General features: G+C 69.7%; 21 protein-coding genes. 10 read left to right on the top strand and 11 right to left on the bottom strand.

The window, feature by feature from the left end:
- Positions 1–1989 (bottom strand): APC family permease, encoded by a 1989-nt coding sequence (locus AB0H42_RS13970; RefSeq protein ID WP_357054829.1) that lies wholly within the window; start codon positions 1987–1989, stop codon positions 1–3.
- 185 nt (positions 1990–2174) lie between these two features.
- Between AB0H42_RS13970 and AB0H42_RS13965 the strand changes: the two genes are divergently transcribed.
- Together AB0H42_RS13965 and AB0H42_RS13960 are read left to right on the top strand one after the other, a co-directional pair.
- Positions 2175–2840 (top strand): TrkA family potassium uptake protein, encoded by a 666-nt coding sequence (locus AB0H42_RS13965; RefSeq protein WP_357054826.1) that lies wholly within the window; start codon positions 2175–2177, stop codon positions 2838–2840.
- 2 nt (positions 2841–2842) lie between these two features.
- The gene (locus tag AB0H42_RS13960; RefSeq protein WP_357054823.1) at positions 2843–3562 is read left to right on the top strand and encodes a TrkA family potassium uptake protein; all 720 of its coding nucleotides are present in this window, start codon (positions 2843–2845) and stop codon (positions 3560–3562) included.
- 33 nt (positions 3563–3595) lie between these two features.
- Here AB0H42_RS13960 and shbA read toward each other — a convergent pair whose 3' ends face one another.
- The 3 genes from shbA to AB0H42_RS13945 all read right to left on the bottom strand — a co-directional run bounded on the left by shbA (position 3596) and on the right by AB0H42_RS13945 (position 5517).
- Entirely contained in the window at positions 3596–4234 is a 639-nt protein-coding gene (gene shbA, locus AB0H42_RS13955; protein ID WP_357054820.1) for an RNA polymerase sigma factor ShbA, read from the bottom strand.
- A 143-nt stretch (positions 4235–4377) separates the two neighbouring features.
- Positions 4378–5109, bottom strand: a complete 732-nt coding sequence (locus AB0H42_RS13950; protein WP_357054817.1) for a DUF3159 domain-containing protein — start codon at positions 5107–5109, stop codon at positions 4378–4380.
- 3 nt (positions 5110–5112) lie between these two features.
- Entirely contained in the window at positions 5113–5517 is a 405-nt protein-coding gene (locus AB0H42_RS13945; protein ID WP_357054814.1) for an OB-fold nucleic acid binding domain-containing protein, read from the bottom strand.
- A gap of 122 nt (positions 5518–5639) precedes the next feature.
- On the opposite strand from AB0H42_RS13945, the gene AB0H42_RS13940 reads away from it, so the two are divergent.
- Complete coding sequence (locus AB0H42_RS13940; protein WP_357054811.1) at positions 5640–6338, top strand: alpha/beta hydrolase; 699 nt, start codon at positions 5640–5642, stop codon at positions 6336–6338.
- Between the two features lie 84 nt (positions 6339–6422).
- On the opposite strand, the gene AB0H42_RS13935 is transcribed toward AB0H42_RS13940, so the two are convergent.
- Entirely contained in the window at positions 6423–7349 is a 927-nt protein-coding gene (locus AB0H42_RS13935) for a DUF3710 domain-containing protein (RefSeq protein WP_357054808.1), read from the bottom strand.
- Between the two features lies 1 nt (position 7350).
- Positions 7351–7845: a dUTP diphosphatase gene (dut, locus tag AB0H42_RS13930; RefSeq protein WP_357054805.1), complete on the bottom strand. Its 495-nt coding sequence runs from the start codon at positions 7843–7845 to the stop codon at positions 7351–7353.
- Positions 7846–7897: 52 nt separating this feature from the next.
- Between dut and AB0H42_RS13925 the strand changes: the two genes are divergently transcribed.
- Complete coding sequence (locus AB0H42_RS13925; RefSeq protein WP_357054802.1) at positions 7898–8413, top strand: DUF3093 domain-containing protein; 516 nt, start codon at positions 7898–7900, stop codon at positions 8411–8413.
- A gap of 13 nt (positions 8414–8426) precedes the next feature.
- On the opposite strand, the gene AB0H42_RS13920 is transcribed toward AB0H42_RS13925, so the two are convergent.
- Positions 8427–8729: a DUF4193 domain-containing protein gene (locus AB0H42_RS13920; RefSeq protein ID WP_030521610.1), complete on the bottom strand. Its 303-nt coding sequence runs from the start codon at positions 8727–8729 to the stop codon at positions 8427–8429.
- A 391-nt stretch (positions 8730–9120) separates the two neighbouring features.
- Between AB0H42_RS13920 and cei the strand changes: the two genes are divergently transcribed.
- Positions 9121–9801 carry an envelope integrity protein Cei gene (gene cei / locus AB0H42_RS13915; RefSeq protein WP_357054799.1) on the top strand — a complete coding sequence of 227 codons (681 nt, stop codon included), beginning with the start codon at positions 9121–9123 and terminating at the stop codon, positions 9799–9801.
- Between the two features lie 21 nt (positions 9802–9822).
- Here cei and AB0H42_RS13910 read toward each other — a convergent pair whose 3' ends face one another.
- The gene (locus tag AB0H42_RS13910) at positions 9823–10713 is read right to left on the bottom strand and encodes an inositol monophosphatase family protein (RefSeq protein ID WP_357055105.1); all 891 of its coding nucleotides are present in this window, start codon (positions 10711–10713) and stop codon (positions 9823–9825) included.
- 224 nt (positions 10714–10937) lie between these two features.
- Between AB0H42_RS13910 and ppgK the strand changes: the two genes are divergently transcribed.
- Together ppgK and AB0H42_RS13900 are read left to right on the top strand one after the other, a co-directional pair.
- Positions 10938–11696 (top strand): polyphosphate--glucose phosphotransferase, encoded by a 759-nt coding sequence (gene ppgK, locus AB0H42_RS13905; RefSeq protein WP_357054796.1) that lies wholly within the window; start codon positions 10938–10940, stop codon positions 11694–11696.
- 168 nt (positions 11697–11864) lie between these two features.
- Complete coding sequence (locus AB0H42_RS13900) at positions 11865–13250, top strand: RNA polymerase sigma factor (RefSeq protein WP_357054793.1); 1386 nt, start codon at positions 11865–11867, stop codon at positions 13248–13250.
- 82 nt (positions 13251–13332) lie between these two features.
- Here AB0H42_RS13900 and eutC read toward each other — a convergent pair whose 3' ends face one another.
- Positions 13333–14154 (bottom strand): ethanolamine ammonia-lyase subunit EutC, encoded by an 822-nt coding sequence (gene eutC, locus AB0H42_RS13895; RefSeq protein WP_357054790.1) that lies wholly within the window; start codon positions 14152–14154, stop codon positions 13333–13335.
- Complete coding sequence (locus AB0H42_RS13890; protein ID WP_357054787.1) at positions 14151–15572, bottom strand: ethanolamine ammonia-lyase subunit EutB; 1422 nt, start codon at positions 15570–15572, stop codon at positions 14151–14153. The genes eutC and AB0H42_RS13890 overlap by 4 nt, the downstream gene beginning before the upstream one ends.
- 243 nt (positions 15573–15815) lie before the next feature.
- Here AB0H42_RS13890 and AB0H42_RS13885 point away from each other — a divergent pair, with 243 nt between their 5' ends.
- Positions 15816–17024, top strand: coding sequence for a histidine kinase (locus tag AB0H42_RS13885; protein ID WP_357054784.1), 1209 nt, complete (start codon positions 15816–15818; stop codon positions 17022–17024).
- Positions 17021–17683: a response regulator transcription factor gene (locus tag AB0H42_RS13880; RefSeq protein WP_357054781.1), complete on the top strand. Its 663-nt coding sequence runs from the start codon at positions 17021–17023 to the stop codon at positions 17681–17683. Before AB0H42_RS13885 ends, AB0H42_RS13880 begins: the two co-directional genes overlap by 4 nt.
- Before the next feature lie 17 nt (positions 17684–17700).
- Here the strand turns inward: AB0H42_RS13880 and AB0H42_RS13875 are convergent, their stop codons facing one another.
- The gene (locus AB0H42_RS13875; RefSeq protein ID WP_357054778.1) at positions 17701–18060 is read right to left on the bottom strand and encodes a DUF952 domain-containing protein; all 360 of its coding nucleotides are present in this window, start codon (positions 18058–18060) and stop codon (positions 17701–17703) included.
- Positions 18061–18329: 269 nt separating this feature from the next.
- On the opposite strand from AB0H42_RS13875, the gene AB0H42_RS13870 reads away from it, so the two are divergent.
- Positions 18330–18524, top strand: a complete 195-nt coding sequence (locus tag AB0H42_RS13870) for a hypothetical protein (protein WP_030521621.1) — start codon at positions 18330–18332, stop codon at positions 18522–18524.
- Positions 18525–18663: the final 139 nt, after the last annotated feature.

Below are 18663 nucleotides of genomic sequence, written 5' to 3'. Positions count from 1 at the left end.
TCACCCATTGTCGCCGTAGCCGCGCCGTACCGCGCCCGGTGCCGCGGGTTCGCCCGCCGCACGGGCGCGCACCGAGGAACTCAGCTGCCACGGCACGCTGGTCACCATCACGCCCGGTTCGAACAGCAACCGGCCCTTCAGCCGCAACGCGCTCTGATTGTGCAGGACCTGCTCCCACCAGTGCCCGACCACGTATTCGGGGATGAAGACGGTCACCACATCGCGCGGCGCGTCCTTGCGCACCCGCTTCACATATTCGAGCACCGGTTTGGTGATTTCGCGGTAGGGCGATTCGATCACCTTCAACGGGACCGGATTGTCGCTCTTCTCCCAGTCCCGCACGAGTGCCCGGGTGTCGTCCTCGTCGACGTTCACCGTGATCGCCTCGAGGGTATCCGGCCGCCCGGCCCGGGCGTAGGCCAGTGCCCGGCGGGTCGGCAGGTGCAGTTTCGACACCAGGACGATCGAGTGGGTCCGGCTCGGCAGGACCCCGTCCCACACGTGTTCGTCCAGTTCCCTGGCCACCGAGTTGTAGTGGTGGTGGATCATCTTCATGATCACGAAGATCACCGCCATGGTCACGATGGCGATCCAGGCGCCGGCGAAGAACTTCGTCACCAGCACGATCACCAGGACGGCCCCGGTGGCTACCAGGCCCAGCGCGTTGATGGCCCGGGAACGCATCATCCGGCGCCGTTCGACGGGATCCGTCTCCCGGCCCAGCAACCGGCTCCAGTGCCGCAGCATCCCGGTCTGGCTGAGGGTGAACGAGACGAACACGCCGATGATGTAGAGCTGGATCAGCCGGGTCACTTCCGCGTCGAACGCCACCACGAACGCGATCGCGCCGACCGCCAGGAACAGGATCCCGTTGCTGAAGGCGAGCCGATCGCCGCGCGTGTGCAGCTGGCGGGGCAGGAAGCGCGCCTGGGCCAGGACCGAACCCAGAACCGGGAATCCGTTGAACGCGGTATTGGCGGCCAGTACCAGGATCACCGCGGTCACTACGGCCACGAAGTAGAAACCCGGGGTGAAACCGCTGAACACCGCGTGCGCGATCTGCGCGATCAACGTTTTCTGGTGGTATCCCTCGGGCGCGCCGACGAGCTGTTCGGGGTCTTCGGCGAACACCACGTGCGCCTGGCGCGCGAGCACGATCATGCCGAGCAGCAACACGATGGCTATCGCCCCGAGCATCAGCAGGGTCGTCGCGGCATTGCGCGATTTGGGTTTGCGGAAGGCCGGCACGCCGTTGCTGATCGCCTCGACACCGGTGAGCGCCGCGCAACCGGAAGAGAAGGCGCGGGCGAGCAGGAAGATCAGGGCCAGCCCGGCCAGATGCTCCTCCTCGGCCCGGAGTTCGAAACCCGATGATTCGGCGCGCACTTCGTCACCCAGTACGAAGATCCGGATGAGTCCCCACGCGAGCATGGTGAACATGCCGAACAGGAAGGCGTAGGACAGCAGCGCGAACGTCCGGCCGGACTCCCGCACCCCGCGCAGGTTCATCGCGGTGATGAGCACGATGGCAGCCACCGCGAAGAGCACCTTGTGGGTCGCCACGAACGGGATCGCCGAGCCGATGGTGGACGCGGCCGACGCGATCGAGACCGCGACGGTGAGCACATAGTCCACCAGCAGCGCGCTGCCCACGGTCAACCCGGCCGTGGGACCCAGATTCGTGGTGACCACCTCGAAATCACCGCCGCCGGACGGGTAGGCGTGCACGTTCTGGCGGTAGCTGGTGACCACGATGACCAGGACGACCGCGACGGCGAGGCCGAGCCACGGGGCGTACGCGTAACCGGCCAGCCCGGACACCGACAGCACGAGGAAGATCTCCTCGGGCGCGTAGGCGACCGATGACATCGCGTCCGAGGCGAACACCGGCAGCGCGATTCGTTTCGGCAGCAGGGTGTGGCCCAGGGAGTCACTACGGAATGGCCGCCCCAACACCAGACGCTTGGTGGCGGTCGTCAACTTCGACACTGGACGGAGCATAAGCCCCCGTGCTCCGCTGCGCTGCGAGGCATCACCGGACGGCGGGGTTTGGCCGCCCCCCGCGGGGGGAACGTGGCTGGGGGCGAGAACCAGCGAGTACGGTTCGTTTTCGCAGCAGCCACACGGCTGTTTCACTTGCCGTAGGGCAGACCGAGTCAGGAGCGAGGTTCACCGTGTATGTGGTGATCATGGGATGCGGCCGGGTGGGGGCGTCGCTGGCCCGCGCCCTGGTCCGGATAGGTCACGAAGTCGCTGTGATCGACCGTAATCCGGACGCGTTCCGGCGCCTGGGCCCGGATTTCCCGGGTGCGCAGGTCGTGGGGGTCGGATTCGACCGCGAGGTCCTGCGCCGGGCGGGTATCGAACGGGCCGGGGCCTTCGCGGCCGTGTCCTCGGGTGACAACTCCAACATCATCTCCGCGCGGGTGGCACGGGAGATGTTCGGGATCGACCGGGTGGTGGCCCGTATCTACGACGCCAAACGTGCCGCCGTCTACGAACGGCTCGGTATCCCGACCATTGCCACCGTGCCGTGGACGACCGACCGTTTCCTGCACACACTGATCGGCGACGCGGGCACCACGACCTGGCGTGACCCCACCGGAACCGTCGCCGTCGCCCAGCTGATCCTGCACGAGGAGTGGTACGGGCGCACGGTAAGCGAACTGGAGGACGCCACCGGCGCCCGGGTCGCGTTCGTCATCCGGTTCGGGCAGGGCATCCTGCCGGACGCCAAGACCGTCGTGCAGGCCGACGACATCGTGTACGTGGCCGCCACCTCCGGCTCGGCCGGGGAGGCCGTCGCGCTGGCCGCGAAACCTCCAGCTAGCAAGGACTGATCATGAAAGTGGCCATTGCCGGAGCCGGGGCCGTCGGCCGCTCCATCGCCCGCGAACTACTCCGGGCGGGACACAACGTCATGCTGCTCGAACGCGAGCTCGACCATATCGACCGCGAGGCGGTCCCCGAGGCGATCTGGGTCCATGCCGACGCCTGCGAACTGCAACTGCTCGAAGACGCCGGGCTGGAGGGCTACGAGGTCGTCATCGCCGCGACCGGCGACGACAAGGCGAACCTGGTGCACAGTCTGTTGGCCAAGACCGAATTCGGAGTGCGCCGGGTGGTCGCGCGGGTCAACGATCCGCGCAACGAATGGCTCTTCGACGGCTCCTGGGGTGTCGATGTGGCCGTCTCCACCCCGCGTCTGCTGGCCTCTCTCGTCGAGGAAGCGGTCTCGGTGGGCGATCTGGTCCGCCTGATGACCTTGCGGCAGGGGCAGGCCAATCTGGTCGAACTCACCCTGCCACCGGATACGACGCTGGCCGGTAAACCGGTGCGCAATCTGACCCTGCCGCGGGACTCCGCGCTGGTCACCATTCTGCGCGGCGGGCGGGTCATCGTGCCACAGCCCGACGACCCCTTCGAGGGCGACGACGAACTGCTGTTCGTCGTCTCCACGGCCGCCGAGGAGGAACTGCGTGCGGTGCTGGCACCGCACGGGATCGAATCGCAGACCGGCAGCACCACCGGCCTGACACCCGCGCAGGACGCCGAATACTGACCGCCCGGCAGCACTCGGCCCACGTCCGCGGCCTCAGGCGGCGACGGGCTGCGTCGCGCGCGCACGCAGCTTGTTCAACGCCCGGTACTGCATGACCCGGATCACGCCGGGGCTGGTGCCGATCGCCGCCGCGGTCTCGGCCGCGCTCCAGCCCAGCACGATCCGCATCACCAGCACCTCCCGGTGCACGGGGTTGAGCTGCTGCATCAGTTCGCGGGCCAGGGCGCCGCGTTCGGCGGCCAGCGCCCACTCCTCGGGGCCCGCCGCGGTGGACACCGCTTCGGGGACCTCGGCCATGGGATAGGCCGGATGGATCTGTGCACCGCGGAACGCGTCGGACACCTTGTTCGCCGCGATGCCGTACACGAAGGCGAGGAACGACTTCCCCTGATCCCGGTAGCGCCCGATGGCGTGCACGGTGGCCATCAGCACCTCCTGCGCCACATCGTCGGCGGTGACGTGCAGATGGGCGGCGTTGCCCAGACGGGTCCGGCAGTAGCGCTGGACCAGCGGCTGGACCAGTCGCAGGATCTCGGCCACGGCGGCGCGGTCACCGCCGGCCGCCGCCGGGACCAGGACGTCCAGTTCGGCGGAGATCCGGCGGCTCTGGGACTGCACCGGATGTTCGGATCCCCGCTCGGGGCGGGTGATCGGGTGCTGCTCGGTTCGCATTCGCCAGTCCTCTCGAGGAGATCGTCTACGTCAACGATCGTCCGATGAACAGCGCGTGCGGAATAGACACCAAAGGGTGGGTCCTCATCCACCCTTTCGGAGGATGCCGGCCCGTATCTTCGGATGATGCGGCGCGGCGAGAGTCAGGCCGGGCCGGCGGAATGCCGTCCGGAGCCGGCGGGCAGATGCCCGGCCCGGCGCACCGCCCAGACCGTCACCACCAGCGCGACGGCGGTGAGCGGCCAGCCCATCGCGATCCGCGCGGCGGCGAGCCAGCCCGTGCTGTCGGTGTCGTAGAGGTGGTTCTGGACCAGGTAGCGGGCACCGAAGACGAGCACCCACGCCACGGTCGCCAGGTCGTAGAGGCGGACCACCCGCGGATCTCCGCGCCAGTCGCCGCCGTGGCCGTTGAGCACACCCCACACCACCCCGACCAGGGGCCGCCGGACGAGTATCGAGATCAGGAACGCGGCACCGTAGATCAGGCTGGTGTAGATCCCGAACAGGAAGAAACCCTTGGCCTCGCCGACCCGCCAGGCGATCAGCGCGCAAATACCCACGCCCACGAAGCCGGAGACGGCGGGCTGGATCGGCTCGCGGCGCACCAGCCGCCAGATCAGGATCGCCGCCGCCACTCCGAGTGCCGCCCAGACCGCCACAGTCAGTCCGAACAGGGTGTTCACCGGGACGAAGACCAGAACCGGCAGCGTCGAGTAGATCAGGCCGCCGAAGCCACCCAGCTGTTCCAGCAGGGTCTGCTTGTCCGGTTCCTCAGGAGTGTCGTCGGCGGAACCGGCCCGGACGACGGGCGCGGAGTCCGGGGTGGTCGCGGCCCGGGGCAGCGGTCTGGTGGCGTACTCGTCGCTCGATGGCATACGTCAGCTGTTTCCGCGCAATTCGTAGTAGGGGTTGTACATCACCTTACGGCCTTCGCGTTCTCCCACCCGGCCGCGCACCATGATGCGCCGTCCCGATTCGATACCGGGAATCCGGCGGCGCCCGATCCACACCAGAGTGATGGCATCGGTACCGTCGAAGAACTCCGCCTGCATACTCGCAGCCGCGGACTGCGGACAGGAGTCGACACTGCGCAAACGGCCCAGCATCGTCGCCTCCTCACCGCGCCGGCACTCGGAGACTCGGCAGGCGCCCGATGCGTCTGCCTTCTCCGCCAGGTCCTCGGCGTCGAGCTGATCGATATCCTCGGTCAATCTACGGCCGAGCCTGCGAAAATATCCGGTCGCGGACTTGGCGCCCGCTTTTTTTCCTGCCCCGGAAGACATCGCCTGCTCTCCTGTGCGCGGACGACATGGGTCGCACGTCATCCGAATTCCTTACTCCGGCCCGGCTGTGGCCGTACCCGCCACTGTAGATGGGTACCGGCGCCGCCGCTACGCTCGGTCCGGTGTTCGATTCCCCACGTCCGGCCGTTCTCGTCGCCCTGCCCGGAACCGGTTCCGACGCACATTTCGCCCGCCGCGCGTTCGGCCCCGCATCCGCCGCCGCGGGAATCGATTTCGTCGCTGTGCACCCCGATCCGGCCGCGGTGATCGAGAGCTACCGCGCCGCCCTGGACGACGCCGCGACCCACGGCCCGGTGCTGGCGGCGGGTATCTCGCTCGGCGCCGCGGTCGCCGTCGAATGGGCCGCGGGCCGGGAACCGGACGAAGTCGGTGGTGTGGTGGCGGCCCTGCCCGCGTGGACCGGTCCGGATACCGCGGAATGCCCCGCCACGCACAGCGCGGCGGTCACGGCGGCCCAGTTGCGCGCCGAGGGTTTGGACGCGGTGATCGCCAGGATGCGGGCGAGCAGCCCCGGCTGGCTGGCCGACGCGCTCACCCGGTCGTGGCGTTCGCAGTGGCCCGGGCTGCCCGCGGCGCTGGAAGAAGCGGCGCAGTACAAATGGCCGGAACCCGCCCTGCTGGACGCGCTGCGGGTCCCCCTGGCGGTGATCGCGGCTTCGGACGACCCGGTGCATCCGGTGGCCGTGGGACGGGAATGGGCACGCCGGGCGCCCCGCTCGGTGCTCACCGAGGTGACGCTGGACGAATTCGGCGCAGATCCGGGCATTGTGGGGCGGCTGGCGCTGCGGAACCTCGGCTGACACCCGCCGTCCCGGCCGCGCGGTCCGGATCCGCATCCCGGCCGCGTGGTCCGGATCCGCTCGGGCACCGGACCACGCGGTCGGTCAGTTACGGCCGAGCTGCTGCATCGCCGACCCTTCGGCGCCCCGCCGCGGCTGCTGCGGCTGCTGCGGCGGCAGCACCGCGGGCGCCGGCGAGGGCCGGGCGGCGGGCGGCGGGGTCGCAACCGGCTGCTGGGCCTGCTGTTGCTGCTGGTGGGCGGCGGTGAGCTGTTCGGCGAGCTGCTGGGGCAAGACCACCGGGAGCGGTTCGCGCACCGGCAGCGCGTCGGTTCCCCGCCGGATGATCGTTTCACTGAGCACTGTTCGCGCCGCCACGACGAGCGGGCCGCCCGCCGCGGTGGCACCCGAGGGTCCCGCCGCCACCAGCCGGATCATCCACCGGTAACCGTCCACCCCGATGAAGCGCAGATCGGCGCCCTCGGTGACGGCCACCAGTTCCCGGCCCCACGGGCCCTTCTCCACCGAGACCCGGGCCCCGTCCTTGCGCAGCGATTCCGCCAGGTCGGCCGCGACCGTGCGCCACTGGCCCTTGGATTTCGGCGCGGCGTAGGCCGCGACGGTGATGCGTCCGTGTTCGGTGGCCAGATGGACCGCCTGCGGGGTGCCCTGCGGGGTCATCTCCACCTGCAGCTGCCCGCCAGGCGGCACCGGCAGGATTACCGAGCCCAGGTCGAGGCGGGTATCGGTGAAGTTCTCCAGCACCTCGGCGACATCGTCGTAGTCGTAGGGGCCGCGCCGCTGGGGTTCGGTGTCGGGATCGTCGATCGCGGCGTCGTAGGCGTCGCTGTAGGCAGCGCCGCCGTAACCGTCGTCGTAGCTGTCGTCGTAGGGCTCGTCGTATTCGGCGCGGTGGTACCCGCCGTCGTCGTAGTCCTCGTATTCGCCGGTCTCGTACTCACCCGTGGTGTACTCGCCGGTGTCGTTCCCGTCGCCGGATCTGCGTCCGCCGGATTTCCGTCGTCCGAACATGTCAGGCCTCCTTGCCGTCGGCGGCGTCCGCCCCGCCCGGCGTCAAACTCGCGTGTCCCCCGCTGGATCCGTAACCGCCCGCGCCGCGGGCGGATTCGTCGAGCCGGTCCACCGCCACGAACTCGACCAGCTCCACCCGCTGCACCAGTAGCTGCGCGATCCGGTCACCGCGGCGCAATTCGATGGGGGTGCGCGGATCGTGGTTGATCAGGCATACCTTGATCTCACCTCGGTAGCCGGCGTCGATGGTCCCCGGCGCGTTCACCACGGATAGTCCGGCCTTGGCCGCCAGCCCGGAGCGGGGATGGATCAGGCCCACGGTGCCCACCGGCAGCGCGACAGCGATACCGGTGCCGACCAGTACCCGCTCCCCCGGCTCCAGGACGACGTCCTCGGCGGTGCACAGATCCACGCCCGCGTCGCCTTCGTGGGCGCGCGTCGGCATGGGAATCCCGGGGTCCAGCCGGAGCAGCGGTATCGGTGAGAGTGCGTTCACGTCCGACCAGCCTACGCGCAGGCCCGGCGCGGGTGTCGCTTAGTGTTGAGTCGTGTCCGACCAGCCTCGACCCGCCGAAACCGAGCGCCCCGCGCGACCGGAAGCGACCGCCTACCGCGAACGCCTCTGGGTGCCGCTGTGGTGGTGGCCGGTGGGCTTCGCCCTCGCCGGTCTGCTCGCCGCGGAGATCCATATGGGAGCACCCGGCCTGCGGGCCTGGCTGCCGTATGTCCTGTTGTTCCCGGTGCCCGTCTGGGTGCTGCTGTGGACGAGCCGACATCGCCTCGAAGTCACCCCGGACGCGACGGGCACCCCCGAACTGCGGGTGGACCGGGCTCATCTGCCGGTATCGTTCGTCGCCCGGGCGACCGTGGTGCCCAGGAGCGCCAAGAGCGCGGCGCTGGGCCGTCAGCTCGATCCCGCGGCCTATGTCCAGCACCGGCCGTGGATCGGCACCATGGTCCTGCTGGTTCTCGACGACCCGGACGATCCGACACCCTACTGGCTGGTCAGCACGCGCCGGCCCACAGCGGTCCTGGCCGCGCTCGGCCTGCCGAGCGCGGATTGACCTCACGCTCCGCTCAGGCCGCGCAATCCATGCAGATCATCTGACCGCCCGCCTCACTGGCCAGGCGGCTGCGGTGATGTACCAGGAAACAGCTCGAGCAGGTGAACTCGTCGGCCTGTTTCGGGATCACCCGAACCGTCAGCACTTCCTCGGACAGGTCCGCGCCGGGGAGCTCGAACGACTCCGCGGTATCGGATTCGTCGACATCCACGACGGCGGACTGGGCCTCGTTGCGACGAGCCTTCAGCTCCTCCAGCGAATCCTCCGACACATCGTCGGACTCGGTACGCCTCGGTGCGTCATAGTCGGTTGCCATGTCGTCTTCCCCTCGTCCTTACTCCGTATATCCGGACCGGCGTACGCCGTCTCTCGACCGCGCCCGCCGCCCCGCCGGTGGTGCACTTCACACCCGCACCGGTCCTCTATCAGCGCGAATCCGATGGACTCACCTCCGATAGCGTCCGGACAACGCATGAGTTGCCCTGCTTGTTCCCGCGACCGATCGCCGATTTACTCATGGATATTTCGGTCTGGGCGGCCAGACAATAGCGGACGGTGCGGAAAATGTCGCAATCGAAACCCGGCCGTGTCGAAACCGCTGGGCAATCGATATGCCGCCCCGAGCGAGCCGTGACCGGCCCCGGTAACGCGCCCGGAGCGGCCTGGGTAGTGCGCGGCACGCGGGCCGGGGTACGTACAGTATCGACGTGGTTTCACTGATCACCGAAGGCAGACCGACGGATGCCAAAGGCCGTCCCTACCCGCGTCGACGGCCGCGCCCCTGGCTGATCCTCGTGGTCGTTCTCATGGTTGTTTGCGCAGGTCTGTGGATCAAGGCACTGACCACCAACGATGACGACCACACGCCGATGGCATGCAATTCGCCGACCCCGGCCACCGATCCCAAGGCCGCGCCGCAGCCGCTGCCCGGCCAGCGGGTCGGGGCGAGTCGCCTCGAGGATGTGGAACCCGCACCGACCGCGGGTACCCAGGTTCGCGTCCTGAACGCCAACGGACAGCGCGGCCAGGCCGCGCATGTCGCGGCCCAGCTCGGCGATCTGGGGTTCGGCAGTCCGCCCGGGGATCCATACGGTAACGATCCGATATACGCCAACGGTGACCTGGAATGCACCGGCCAGATCCGGTTCGGTGAGAACGGCCGTCCCATCGCGGCCGCGGTACAGCTGGCCGTTCCGTGCGCCGAACTCGTCGAGGACAAACGCTCCGATAAATCCGTCGACCTGGTGCTCGGCTCGCTGTTCGGCGGCGACCTGCAGCCCAACAACGACGCCGAAGAAGTGCTGCGGTCGCTGAAGAACCCGGTGAGCGGGGAGAGCCCGGCGATCGACCCGGATATGCTCGCGGCCGCCCGGACCGCCCGCTGCTGACCGCGGACGCCGGGCCGCGAGTCAGGCCTCCGGGATCGGCGCGGCGACACCCAGGCGATCGAGCAGCGCGAACAGCTCGTCGGCGATACCTGGCGCCGCGGCCACCACGAGTGCCCCCGCGGCGCCGGTCGTCGGCAGCGGGGGCAGCCGCAGCACCGCACCGGCCTCGGCCGCGATCAGCGCGCCGGCCGCCCAGTCCCACGGATTCAGACCGTGTTCGTAGTGCGCGTCCACCCGTCCCTCGGCGACCATGCACAGATCCAGCGCGGCCGCGCCGATCCGGCGGATATCGCGCACATGCGGCAGCAACTCGGCGACGCGGGCCGCCTGCCGCGTCCGCCGTGGGACCCCGTAGGCGAAGCCGGTCGCGACCAGGGCCAGCCGCGCGGAGCGCACCGGATTGCACCGCAGCGGCGTATCGCGGCCGTCCGGGCCGATCCGCAGCGCCCCGAGGCCGGTGGCCGCGGTGTAGACCGTCGACGCCGCGACATCGGCGACCGCCCCCGCGACCGGCCGCCCACCGCGCACCGCGGCCACCGATACCGCATAGGCCGGGATCCCGTAGAGGAAGTTCACGGTGCCGTCGATCGGGTCGATCACCCACACCACTTCGTCGTCCCCCGCCGCGGCCAGATCGCCGCCGCCCTCTTCGCCGAGGATGTGGTCGCCGGGTCGCAGCCGGGCCAGTTCGTCGCGGATGAGCTGTTCGGTCTCGGTATCGACGACGGTCACCGGATCGGTCGGGGTGCTCTTGGTCCGCACCGCGGCCTCGGCGGAGGCAGCGGAGGCGAAGACTTCGCGACGTCGGACCCGGGCATGCGCGGCGGCGATACCGGCCAGATGGGCCGCGATCCGGCGCAGCACGGTGGCATCGGCGGGGGCGGGGTCGGTGGCAGCGGTGAGAGACCAAATCGATTCCGGCACGTCTTCCATCGGAGCACAGATCCTGCGATGAGGTCGTCCGGGCGCGCGCATTACCCTTGTCGTGCACACCACACCGGCGGAGCGCAGCCGCGGCGGAGGCAGCGCGACGCGGTGGCCCACCGACGCCGTCCGGATCTCCTCGCGCGCGGCCGGCCCACCCGGAAACCGGTGCGCACCACGACATCAGCCAGCACAGGGAACGAGGAACCCGCATGTCCGTTGGACGGCACGCGTTCGGTATCGATATCGGCGGTAGCGGCGTCAAGGGCGCCGCGGTCGATCTGGACACCGGGGAGCTCGTGCACGAGCGCATCAAGATCGCGACCCCGCATCCGTCCACCCCGGACGCGGTCGCGGCAGCCGTGGCCAAGTTGATCGAGACCGCGGGCTGGGACGGACCGGTGGGTCTCACCCTGCCGTGTGTGGTGCTCGACGGTGTCGCGCACACCGCCGCCAATGTCGACAGATCCTGGATCGGCACCGACGCCCGGGCCCTCTTCGCGACGACACTCGGCGGTCGCGAGGTGACCGTGCTCAACGATGCCGACGCCGCGGGACTCGCCGAAGACCGCTACGGCGCCGCCCGCGATATCCACGGGCTCGTACTCCTGCTCACATTCGGTACCGGAATCGGTTCCGCGCTGCTCAACAACGGCTCCCTCGTTCCGAACACCGAACTCGGCCACCTCGAGATCGGCGGCATGGAAACCGAGCACCGGGCCGCCGCCTCGGTCAAGGAGAGGGAAAGCCTCGACTATCCCGCGTGGGCGGCGCGGGTCAGCACCGTACTGAGGGGCCTGGAGGACCTTTTCTGGCCGACGGTGATCGTGGCCGGTGGCGGGATCAGCCGCGACGCCGACCAGTGGATTCCACTGCTGACCAACCGCACCCGCGTGGTTCCGGCGAACTTGAAGAACACAGCGGGTATTGTCGGCGCGGCCATGGCCGTCGATGCCGGGATCACCCCCTGAGGTTGTCCACGCCACGGGCCAGTGCACACTGGTCGGATCGTTACAATGGAAGCACCCGGCGGTGAGCCGGACCCCAGACCGGCGTTTTAGCCGGTAAACCCGACAGACCGCTCCGCCGGAATACTACTCTGGCGTGACGCCGCACGAGACCGTCACGAAAGGGCGTACGTGGTAGCCACGAATACCCGTCAGACAGCCGAATCGGCCGACGCCGAGGCCACGGAAGTTCCCGCGGCACGCCCGGCCCGGAAGGCCGTGGCCAAGAAGGCCCCGGCGAAGAAGGCCGCCGCCAAAAAGGCTCCGGCCAAGAAGGCCGCTGCCAAGAAGGGAGCGGCCAAGAAGGCCCCCGCCAAGAAGGCGGGGAGCGCGGGCGCCCCGGGCTCGGGCGAGGAACAGCTCGACGACGATTCGCTGGATGTGGCGGATCTCGGCGACCTGGAGGTCTCCGAGGACGATCTCACCGACGAGGGCGAGGAACTCGTCGCCGAGGCCGTCGGGGAGGAACCCGAGACCGAGGCAGCCGAGGACGGCACCTCCGAGCCCACCGCGGCGGACAAGGCCTCGGGCGATTTCGTCTGGGACGAGGAGGAGTCCGAGGCGCTGCGCCAAGCGCGCAAGGATGCCGAGCTGACCGCGTCCGCGGATTCGGTGCGGGCCTACCTCAAGCAGATCGGTAAGGTCGCGCTGCTCAATGCCGAGGAGGAGGTCGAACTCGCCAAGCGGATCGAGGCCGGGCTCTACGCGGCGGAGAAGATGCGCGAGTTCACCGAGGCCGGGGACAAGCTTCCCGTGGCCACCCGCCGCGATTTCAACTGGATCATCCGCGACGGCAACCGCGCCAAGAACCACCTGCTCGAGGCGAACCTGCGTCTGGTGGTGTCGCTGGCCAAGCGCTACACCGGCCGCGGGATGGCGTTCCTGGATCTCATCCAGGAGGGCAACCTCGGCCTGATCCGCGCGGTCGAGAAGTTCGATTACACCAAGGGCTACAAGTTCTCCACCTACGCCACCTGGTGGATCCGGCAGGCGATCACCCGCGCCATGGCCGATCAGGCCCGCACCATCCGTATCCCGGTGCACATGGTGGAGGTCATCAACAAGCTCGGGCGTATCCAGCGCGAGCTGCTCCAGGACCTGGGTCGCGAGCCCACCCCGGAGGAGCTGGCCAAGGAAATGGACATCACCCCGGAGAAGGTGCTGGAGATCCAGCAGTACGCCCGGGAGCCCATTTCGCTGGATCAGACCATCGGCGACGAGGGCGACAGCCAGCTCGGTGATTTCATCGAGGACTCCGAGGCCGTGGTCGCGGTGGACGCGGTCAGCTTCACCCTGCTGCAGGATCAGCTGCAGTCGGTGCTGGAGACGCTGTCCGAACGTGAGGCGGGCGTGGTCCGGCTGCGCTTCGGCCTGACCGACGGTCAGCCGCGCACCCTGGACGAGATCGGTCAGGTCTACGGGGTGACCCGCGAGCGGATCCGGCAGATCGAATCCAAGACCATGAGCAAGCTCCGGCACCCCAGCCGGTCGCAGGTCCTGCGCGACTACCTGGACTGAGTCCCGGCAGCAGCACCCACAACGGCCCCTGCACACCTGTGGAACCACCGGTTCCCCGCGGTGTCCAGGGGCCGTTGCGCGATTACCCCGCTTCGCCGTCCGATAACCGGCCGGACGGCCCCGGCAGGATCGGGTCCCGGGACGTGTCCTTCAGCGTCACACCGGAGCGATCGAGCCGGCGGGACCCGGCGATCAGGGCGGCGACGATCTCCGCGGCCCGGCGGTATCCCGTGCCCTCGGGCGGATGGATATTCGATACGCAGTTGCGGTCGGCGTCGGTGCGGCCGGGCCGAGGCCGGTGGGTCAGGTAGACGCCGAGGCTGTCGGCCACCGAGAGGCCGGGACGTTCGCCGATCAGCACCAGCACGGTCGTCACCCCCAGGGCGGCACCGATATGGTCACCCAGCGCCACCCGTGCCTGCGTCGCCACCACCGGCGGCGCGATCGACCAGTGCGGGCGCAATACCTCCAGCAACGCCGTGACAGTGGGCGGCCCGTGGGTGGTGAGCGCCCGGGCGGACAATCCGTCGGCGAGTACCAGGCCGATATCGGCGCCCGAGTGCGCGAGCCGCGCCGGGCCACCGTCCGCCGCGCCCGGGTCGACCGCCGGCAGCCTGCCGAGGTCGGGGCGGCGCAGATATTCGGCCCGGTCCCGGGCCCGGCTGCGGATATGGACCGGCGCGCCCACGTCCAGTTCGGCGAGCCGCGCGCACAGCGCCGGCACCTCGAGCGGGAGGTGCACCGCATCGCGGGCGGCGGCGTGTGCCGCCGCGAATTCCAGAACACGCCGGGTGGGTAGCGCGTCACCGGCCCGGCCCAAACCGATACGCGCCTGGGTGAACGACCGCAGTCCGGTCCAGAACGCCTGGGAGTCCGCAGACGCCCTCTCCTGGTCGGTGGTCATCGGCCCCCCGTCAGCGCGCGCAACGGGGACGCGGCCGGCGCCACCGGCAGTACCCGGCCCGTCTCGTCCAGCATTCCGAGCCGGTCCAGCCAGTGCGCGAACTCCGGGGCGGGCCGCAGTCCCAGCACCCGGCGGGCGTAGAGCGCGTCGTGAAAGCTCAGGCTCTGATAGCCGAGCATCACATCGTCGGCGCCGGGGACCGCGATGACGAAGGCGCATCCGGCGGCACCGAGCAGGGTGAGCAGCGTATCCATATCGTCCTGGTCGGCTTCGGCGTGATTGGTGTAGCAGACGTCCACACCCATCGGCAGACCCAGCAATTTCCCGCAGAAATGATCCTCGAGACCCGCCCGCACGATCTGTTTGCCGTCGTAGAGGTACTCCGGGCCGATGAACCCGACCACCGTGTTCACCAGCAGCGGCCGCAACTCCCGGGCCACGGCGTAGGCGCGTGCCTCGAGGGTCTGCTGATCCACCGGCCTGCCGCCCGTTCCCCGGTGCGCATCGGCAGAGAGCGCCGATCCCTGGCCGGTCTCCAGATACATCACATTGTCGCCGACGGTGCCGCGTCGCAGCGACCGCCCGGCGTCATTCGCTTCCCGCAACAGCGCCAGGTTCACGCCGAACGCCGCATTGGCGGCCTCCGTCCCGGCGACGGACTGGAAGACCAGGTCGACCGGCGCCCCGGCCGCGATCAGCTCGATCGTGGTGGTGACATGGGCGAGCACGCACGACTGCGCCGGAATGTCGAAGCGGGTGCGGATATCGTCGAGCAGTGTGAGCAGGTCCGCCGCGGCCCGCGGGGAGTCGGTGGCCGGGTTGACGCCGATCACGGCGTCACCGCAGCCCAGCAGCAGGCCGTCCAGGACGGCGGCGGCGATCCCGTCGCGGTCGTCGGTGGGATGGTTGGGCTGTAACCGGGTGGCCAGCGTGCCGGGCGCCCCGATGGTGGTCCGGAACGCCGAACCGACGCGGGCCGCGTGCGCGACGGCGATGAGGTCCTGATTGCGCATGATCTTGCTGACCGCGGCGGCCATCTCCGGGGTCAGGCCGGGCGCGAGAGCGCGCAGGGTGGCGGCCGGATCGGCGGTTCCCTCGCCGGCCGCGACCGCGAGCAGCCGGTCCCGGAGTCCGCCGACCGTGAGCGCGGCGACCGGACCGAATTCGGTGCGATCGTGTGTGTCCAGGATCAGCCGGGTCACCTCGTCGGTGTCGTAGGGGATCACCGGCTGCTCGAGGAACTCGGTGAGCGGGATATCGGCGAGCACCCATTGCGCGGCCGCTCGCTCGGCATCGATGCCCGCGGCACACCCGGCCAGTTCGTCGCCGCTGCGCCGGGGTGTGGCCTTGGCCAGCACGTCCACGAGTCCGTCGAAGCGATAGTTGGTGCCGCCGAGGCGCTGGGTGTAGACCGTCATCCGGTTCCCGTCCGTCCGGGCCGCTCTGCTCGCCCGGCCCGTGGACGGTGTCCTGCGGACCGGGCGGTGGGCGGCCGACATACACGGTGCCCCCGCAGATTACCGTCCTCGATGGTTCCGCGCCCGGACACCGGGGGATTCCGCCGGGACCACGGCCGGCTGCGGCGGCCTCCGCAGTTCGTACCGGCACCGCTCATCACTCCGATGGATCCGAGCCGCGGATCGGTGTGCTGAGATGTACGGATGCAGCGGTGGTCGGCGTTGTCGGCGACGACACGGGACGTCGTCGTGGCGGGCGGATGGTTCCTGTTCGGCGTGCTGCTGTACCTGGCCGGCTTCCAGATGATGTTCACGCCCGAGGCGCAGGCCGGCCCACTGTGGCCGCATATCGCGATCCTCGGGCTGGCGAGCGCGGTCCTGCCGGTACGACGCCGGGCACCGATCACCGCGATGGTGCTGGGGCTGATACCGCTGGTGATGGATCTGTCGCTCGGTCCGACACTGCCGGTCTGGCTGGTGTACACCGATCTGATCTACGCGGCGGTGGTGTACGGCACGCGACGCCAGATGCAGGGCGCGGTGGTGGCCTGGCTGACCCTCTCCGTGACCGCGGCGGGGGTGGTGCTGGCGATCACCGGCGACTGGCATCTGATGTCGCTGGCGCTGGTGCTGGCGGCGGCCTTCGTCGGCACCTCGCTGTGGTGGGGCCTGACCGTTCGCGCGCACAAGGAGACTGCCGATGCCGAACGGGCCCGCGCCCGCGCCCTATCGCTCGTCGCCGAACTGGACCGGCGGGTGGCGGTGGCCGATGAGCGCAAGGCCATGGCCCGGGACCTGCATGATGTGATCGCCGGGCATCTGTCGGCCATTGCCCTGCAGTCCGAAGCGGCACTGGGCGGCCTCGGCGGCACCGCCGACCCGCGGCTGGCCGGGGTGCTCGGCGCGATCCGCACCAACAGCGTCGAAGCGCTCCGGGAGATGCGGACGATGATCGGCCTGCTGCGCCGCGAGGACGACGCCGATCAGACGACCGCGCCCGGGCGCCTGGCCCAGCTGCCCGGGCTGGTCACCGCGGCCCGGCAGGCGGGTATGCGGGTACGCGTCCGGCTGGACCTGGGCGACACCGTACCGGCCGGGGCGGTGGACCAGGCGGCCTACCGCATCGTCCAGGAAGCGGTGACCAATGTGATGAAACACGCCCCTGGGCAGGAGGTCGATATCGACGTGCACGCCGAGTCCACGACACTGGTGCTGACGGTCCGCAATCCGCTGCGCGCCGGGCCGCCTCCGGCGCCGGAGCCGCCGGCCGACCGGCGCGGCCTGTCGAATATGCGCGAACGCGCAGCCGCCCTCGGCGGTACGTTGCGGGCGGGGCCGGAGGCCGGCGCCTGGTGGGTGCGGGCTCGGCTCCCGCTGGCCGCGGTGCCCGTCACCGCGGGGGATCCGCGGTGACGGTCCGGGTTCTCATCGCCGATGATCATGCCGCGATCCGCGCCGGACTGCGCATGATCCTCGACGCGGCCGGCGATATCGAGGTGGTGGGCGAGGCCGCCGACGGCGAGGTCGCGGTGGCCCAGGCCCGGGCGCTGCGGCCGGATGTGGTGCTGATGGATTTGCGCATGCCGGGGGTGGACGGCATCACCGCGACCACCCGGGTGACCGGCGAGGGTCTGGCGCGGGTGCTCGTCCTCACCACCTTCGACCTCGACGAATACGTGTTCCGCAGCCTCCGCGCGGGCGCTTCCGGGTTCGTCCTGAAGTCGGCGTCCGGACCCGCGCTGGTCGACGCGGTCCGCGCGGTCGCCGCGGGCGAGGGGGTGCTCGCCCCGGAGGTCACCCGCGCGGTGATCGACGCCTTCGCCGGAACTCCGTCCGGCCGGGGACCCGAACCGCCACCGGGTATGGCCGAGCTCACCGGCCGGGAGAAAGAGGTGTTCGACTGTCTGGGCGGCGGGCTGTCCAACGCGCAGATCGCGGCGCAGCTGTTCATCAGCGAGACCACGGTGAAAACACATGTGTCACGTGTCCTCACCAAACTGGGGGTGCGGTCCCGGGTGCAGGCCGCCATCCTGGCGCGCGAACTCGGCGACGGGGCCACCGGGTATCGGTAGCCGAATCCGGTCGCGGCTCAGCCGGGCAGCGGCGCGAAGCGTCCGTCGGTGCCGGGGAGGTAGCTGTCCACCCCGATGACGGCCTCGACCGGCAGCGGACCGTACAGATGTGGGAAACGCAACGCCGGATCGTCGCTGGGCGCCCCCGGCTCCCAGCGCACCGGCGCCGCGAGGCGGTCCGGGTCCAGACGGAGTAGCAGAAGATCGCGCCGACCTGCGAAAAGACGATTCGCGGGCAGGTGCACCAGCGGTGGCGCGGAGAGATGAACGAAACCCTCCGTCCGCAGCGAATCGGGCCGATGCGCACCCACTTCGCGGGCAATTGCCCACTCACCGGGAGTGCAGAGGTGAACAAGGGTGTGAGTGTCACAGGGCACGGGTAACCTCCGATACACAACTCGACAGTCGGTACGGAGCAACGGCCGTACGTTTTCCACACCCGCCCCGCGGTGTTCGCCACAGGCGAAAACCGCTGGTCGTGTTAGGGAAAACACATTGGTTCCCCAGTGGGAACAATCCCGATGCCCCGAACGTCTGACAGAGTAGTTACACCACTGCTGGGAAGTAGCGGAAGCGAGCCCGCGGAGTGACCACGGGCCTCACACCAGGTGAACGGTATTGTGCCGGAAGCCAGGACGGAGGAGTCATGCCAGGAACCCTGACTAGCACCCCACTGACCGCGGTCGATCGCTGCGATCGCTGCGGGGCGGCTGCGCGTGTACGTGCCGTTCTGCCCGCAGGTGGCGAGTTGCTCTTCTGCCAGCACCACGCGAACGAACACATGGAACGACTGCGCGAACTCGACGCCGTGATCGACACGGAGTCCGCTCCCGCTCTCTGACCCGTCCTCGCGTCCGACACAACAGCATCGAACAACAGAACACCGTCTCCGTGGCGGGCGACCGATCCGGTCGACGCGAGCAGCGCGAGCACGAACAGGCCGTGCGCCTGGAACGTCCACGGGGTGCCGACCATCAGTT

Origin of the sequence: Nocardia sp. NPDC050799, from assembly GCF_040654015.1 — a bacterium.
In the GTDB taxonomy this organism is placed as follows: Bacteria; Actinomycetota; Actinomycetes; order Mycobacteriales; family Mycobacteriaceae; genus Nocardia.
Note: the sequence above shows the minus strand (reverse complement) of the source record. Positions and strands in the feature narration are given on the sequence as shown.

What these genes read in the sequence shown, in the direction of transcription:
- AB0H42_RS13885 (WP_357054784.1), top strand. Translation starts at nt 15,816, where the DNA reads ATGCAGCGGTGGTCGGCGTTGTCGGCGACGACACGGGACGTCGTCGTG.
- AB0H42_RS13935 (WP_357054808.1), bottom strand. Translation starts at nt 7,349, where the DNA reads ATGTTCGGACGACGGAAATCCGGCGGACGCAGATCCGGCGACGGGAAC.
- AB0H42_RS13945 (WP_357054814.1), bottom strand. Translation starts at nt 5,517, where the DNA reads ATGTCTTCCGGGGCAGGAAAAAAAGCGGGCGCCAAGTCCGCGACCGGA.
- eutC (WP_357054790.1), bottom strand. Translation starts at nt 14,154, where the DNA reads ATGACCACCGACCAGGAGAGGGCGTCTGCGGACTCCCAGGCGTTCTGG.
- AB0H42_RS13870 (WP_030521621.1), top strand. Translation starts at nt 18,330, where the DNA reads ATGCCAGGAACCCTGACTAGCACCCCACTGACCGCGGTCGATCGCTGC.
- ppgK (WP_357054796.1), top strand. Translation starts at nt 10,938, where the DNA reads ATGTCCGTTGGACGGCACGCGTTCGGTATCGATATCGGCGGTAGCGGC.
- AB0H42_RS13920 (WP_030521610.1), bottom strand. Translation starts at nt 8,729, where the DNA reads ATGGCAACCGACTATGACGCACCGAGGCGTACCGAGTCCGACGATGTG.
- AB0H42_RS13960 (WP_357054823.1), top strand. Translation starts at nt 2,843, where the DNA reads ATGAAAGTGGCCATTGCCGGAGCCGGGGCCGTCGGCCGCTCCATCGCC.
- AB0H42_RS13890 (WP_357054787.1), bottom strand. Translation starts at nt 15,572, where the DNA reads ATGACGGTCTACACCCAGCGCCTCGGCGGCACCAACTATCGCTTCGAC.
- AB0H42_RS13950 (WP_357054817.1), bottom strand. Translation starts at nt 5,109, where the DNA reads ATGCCATCGAGCGACGAGTACGCCACCAGACCGCTGCCCCGGGCCGCG.
- shbA (WP_357054820.1), bottom strand. Translation starts at nt 4,234, where the DNA reads ATGCGAACCGAGCAGCACCCGATCACCCGCCCCGAGCGGGGATCCGAA.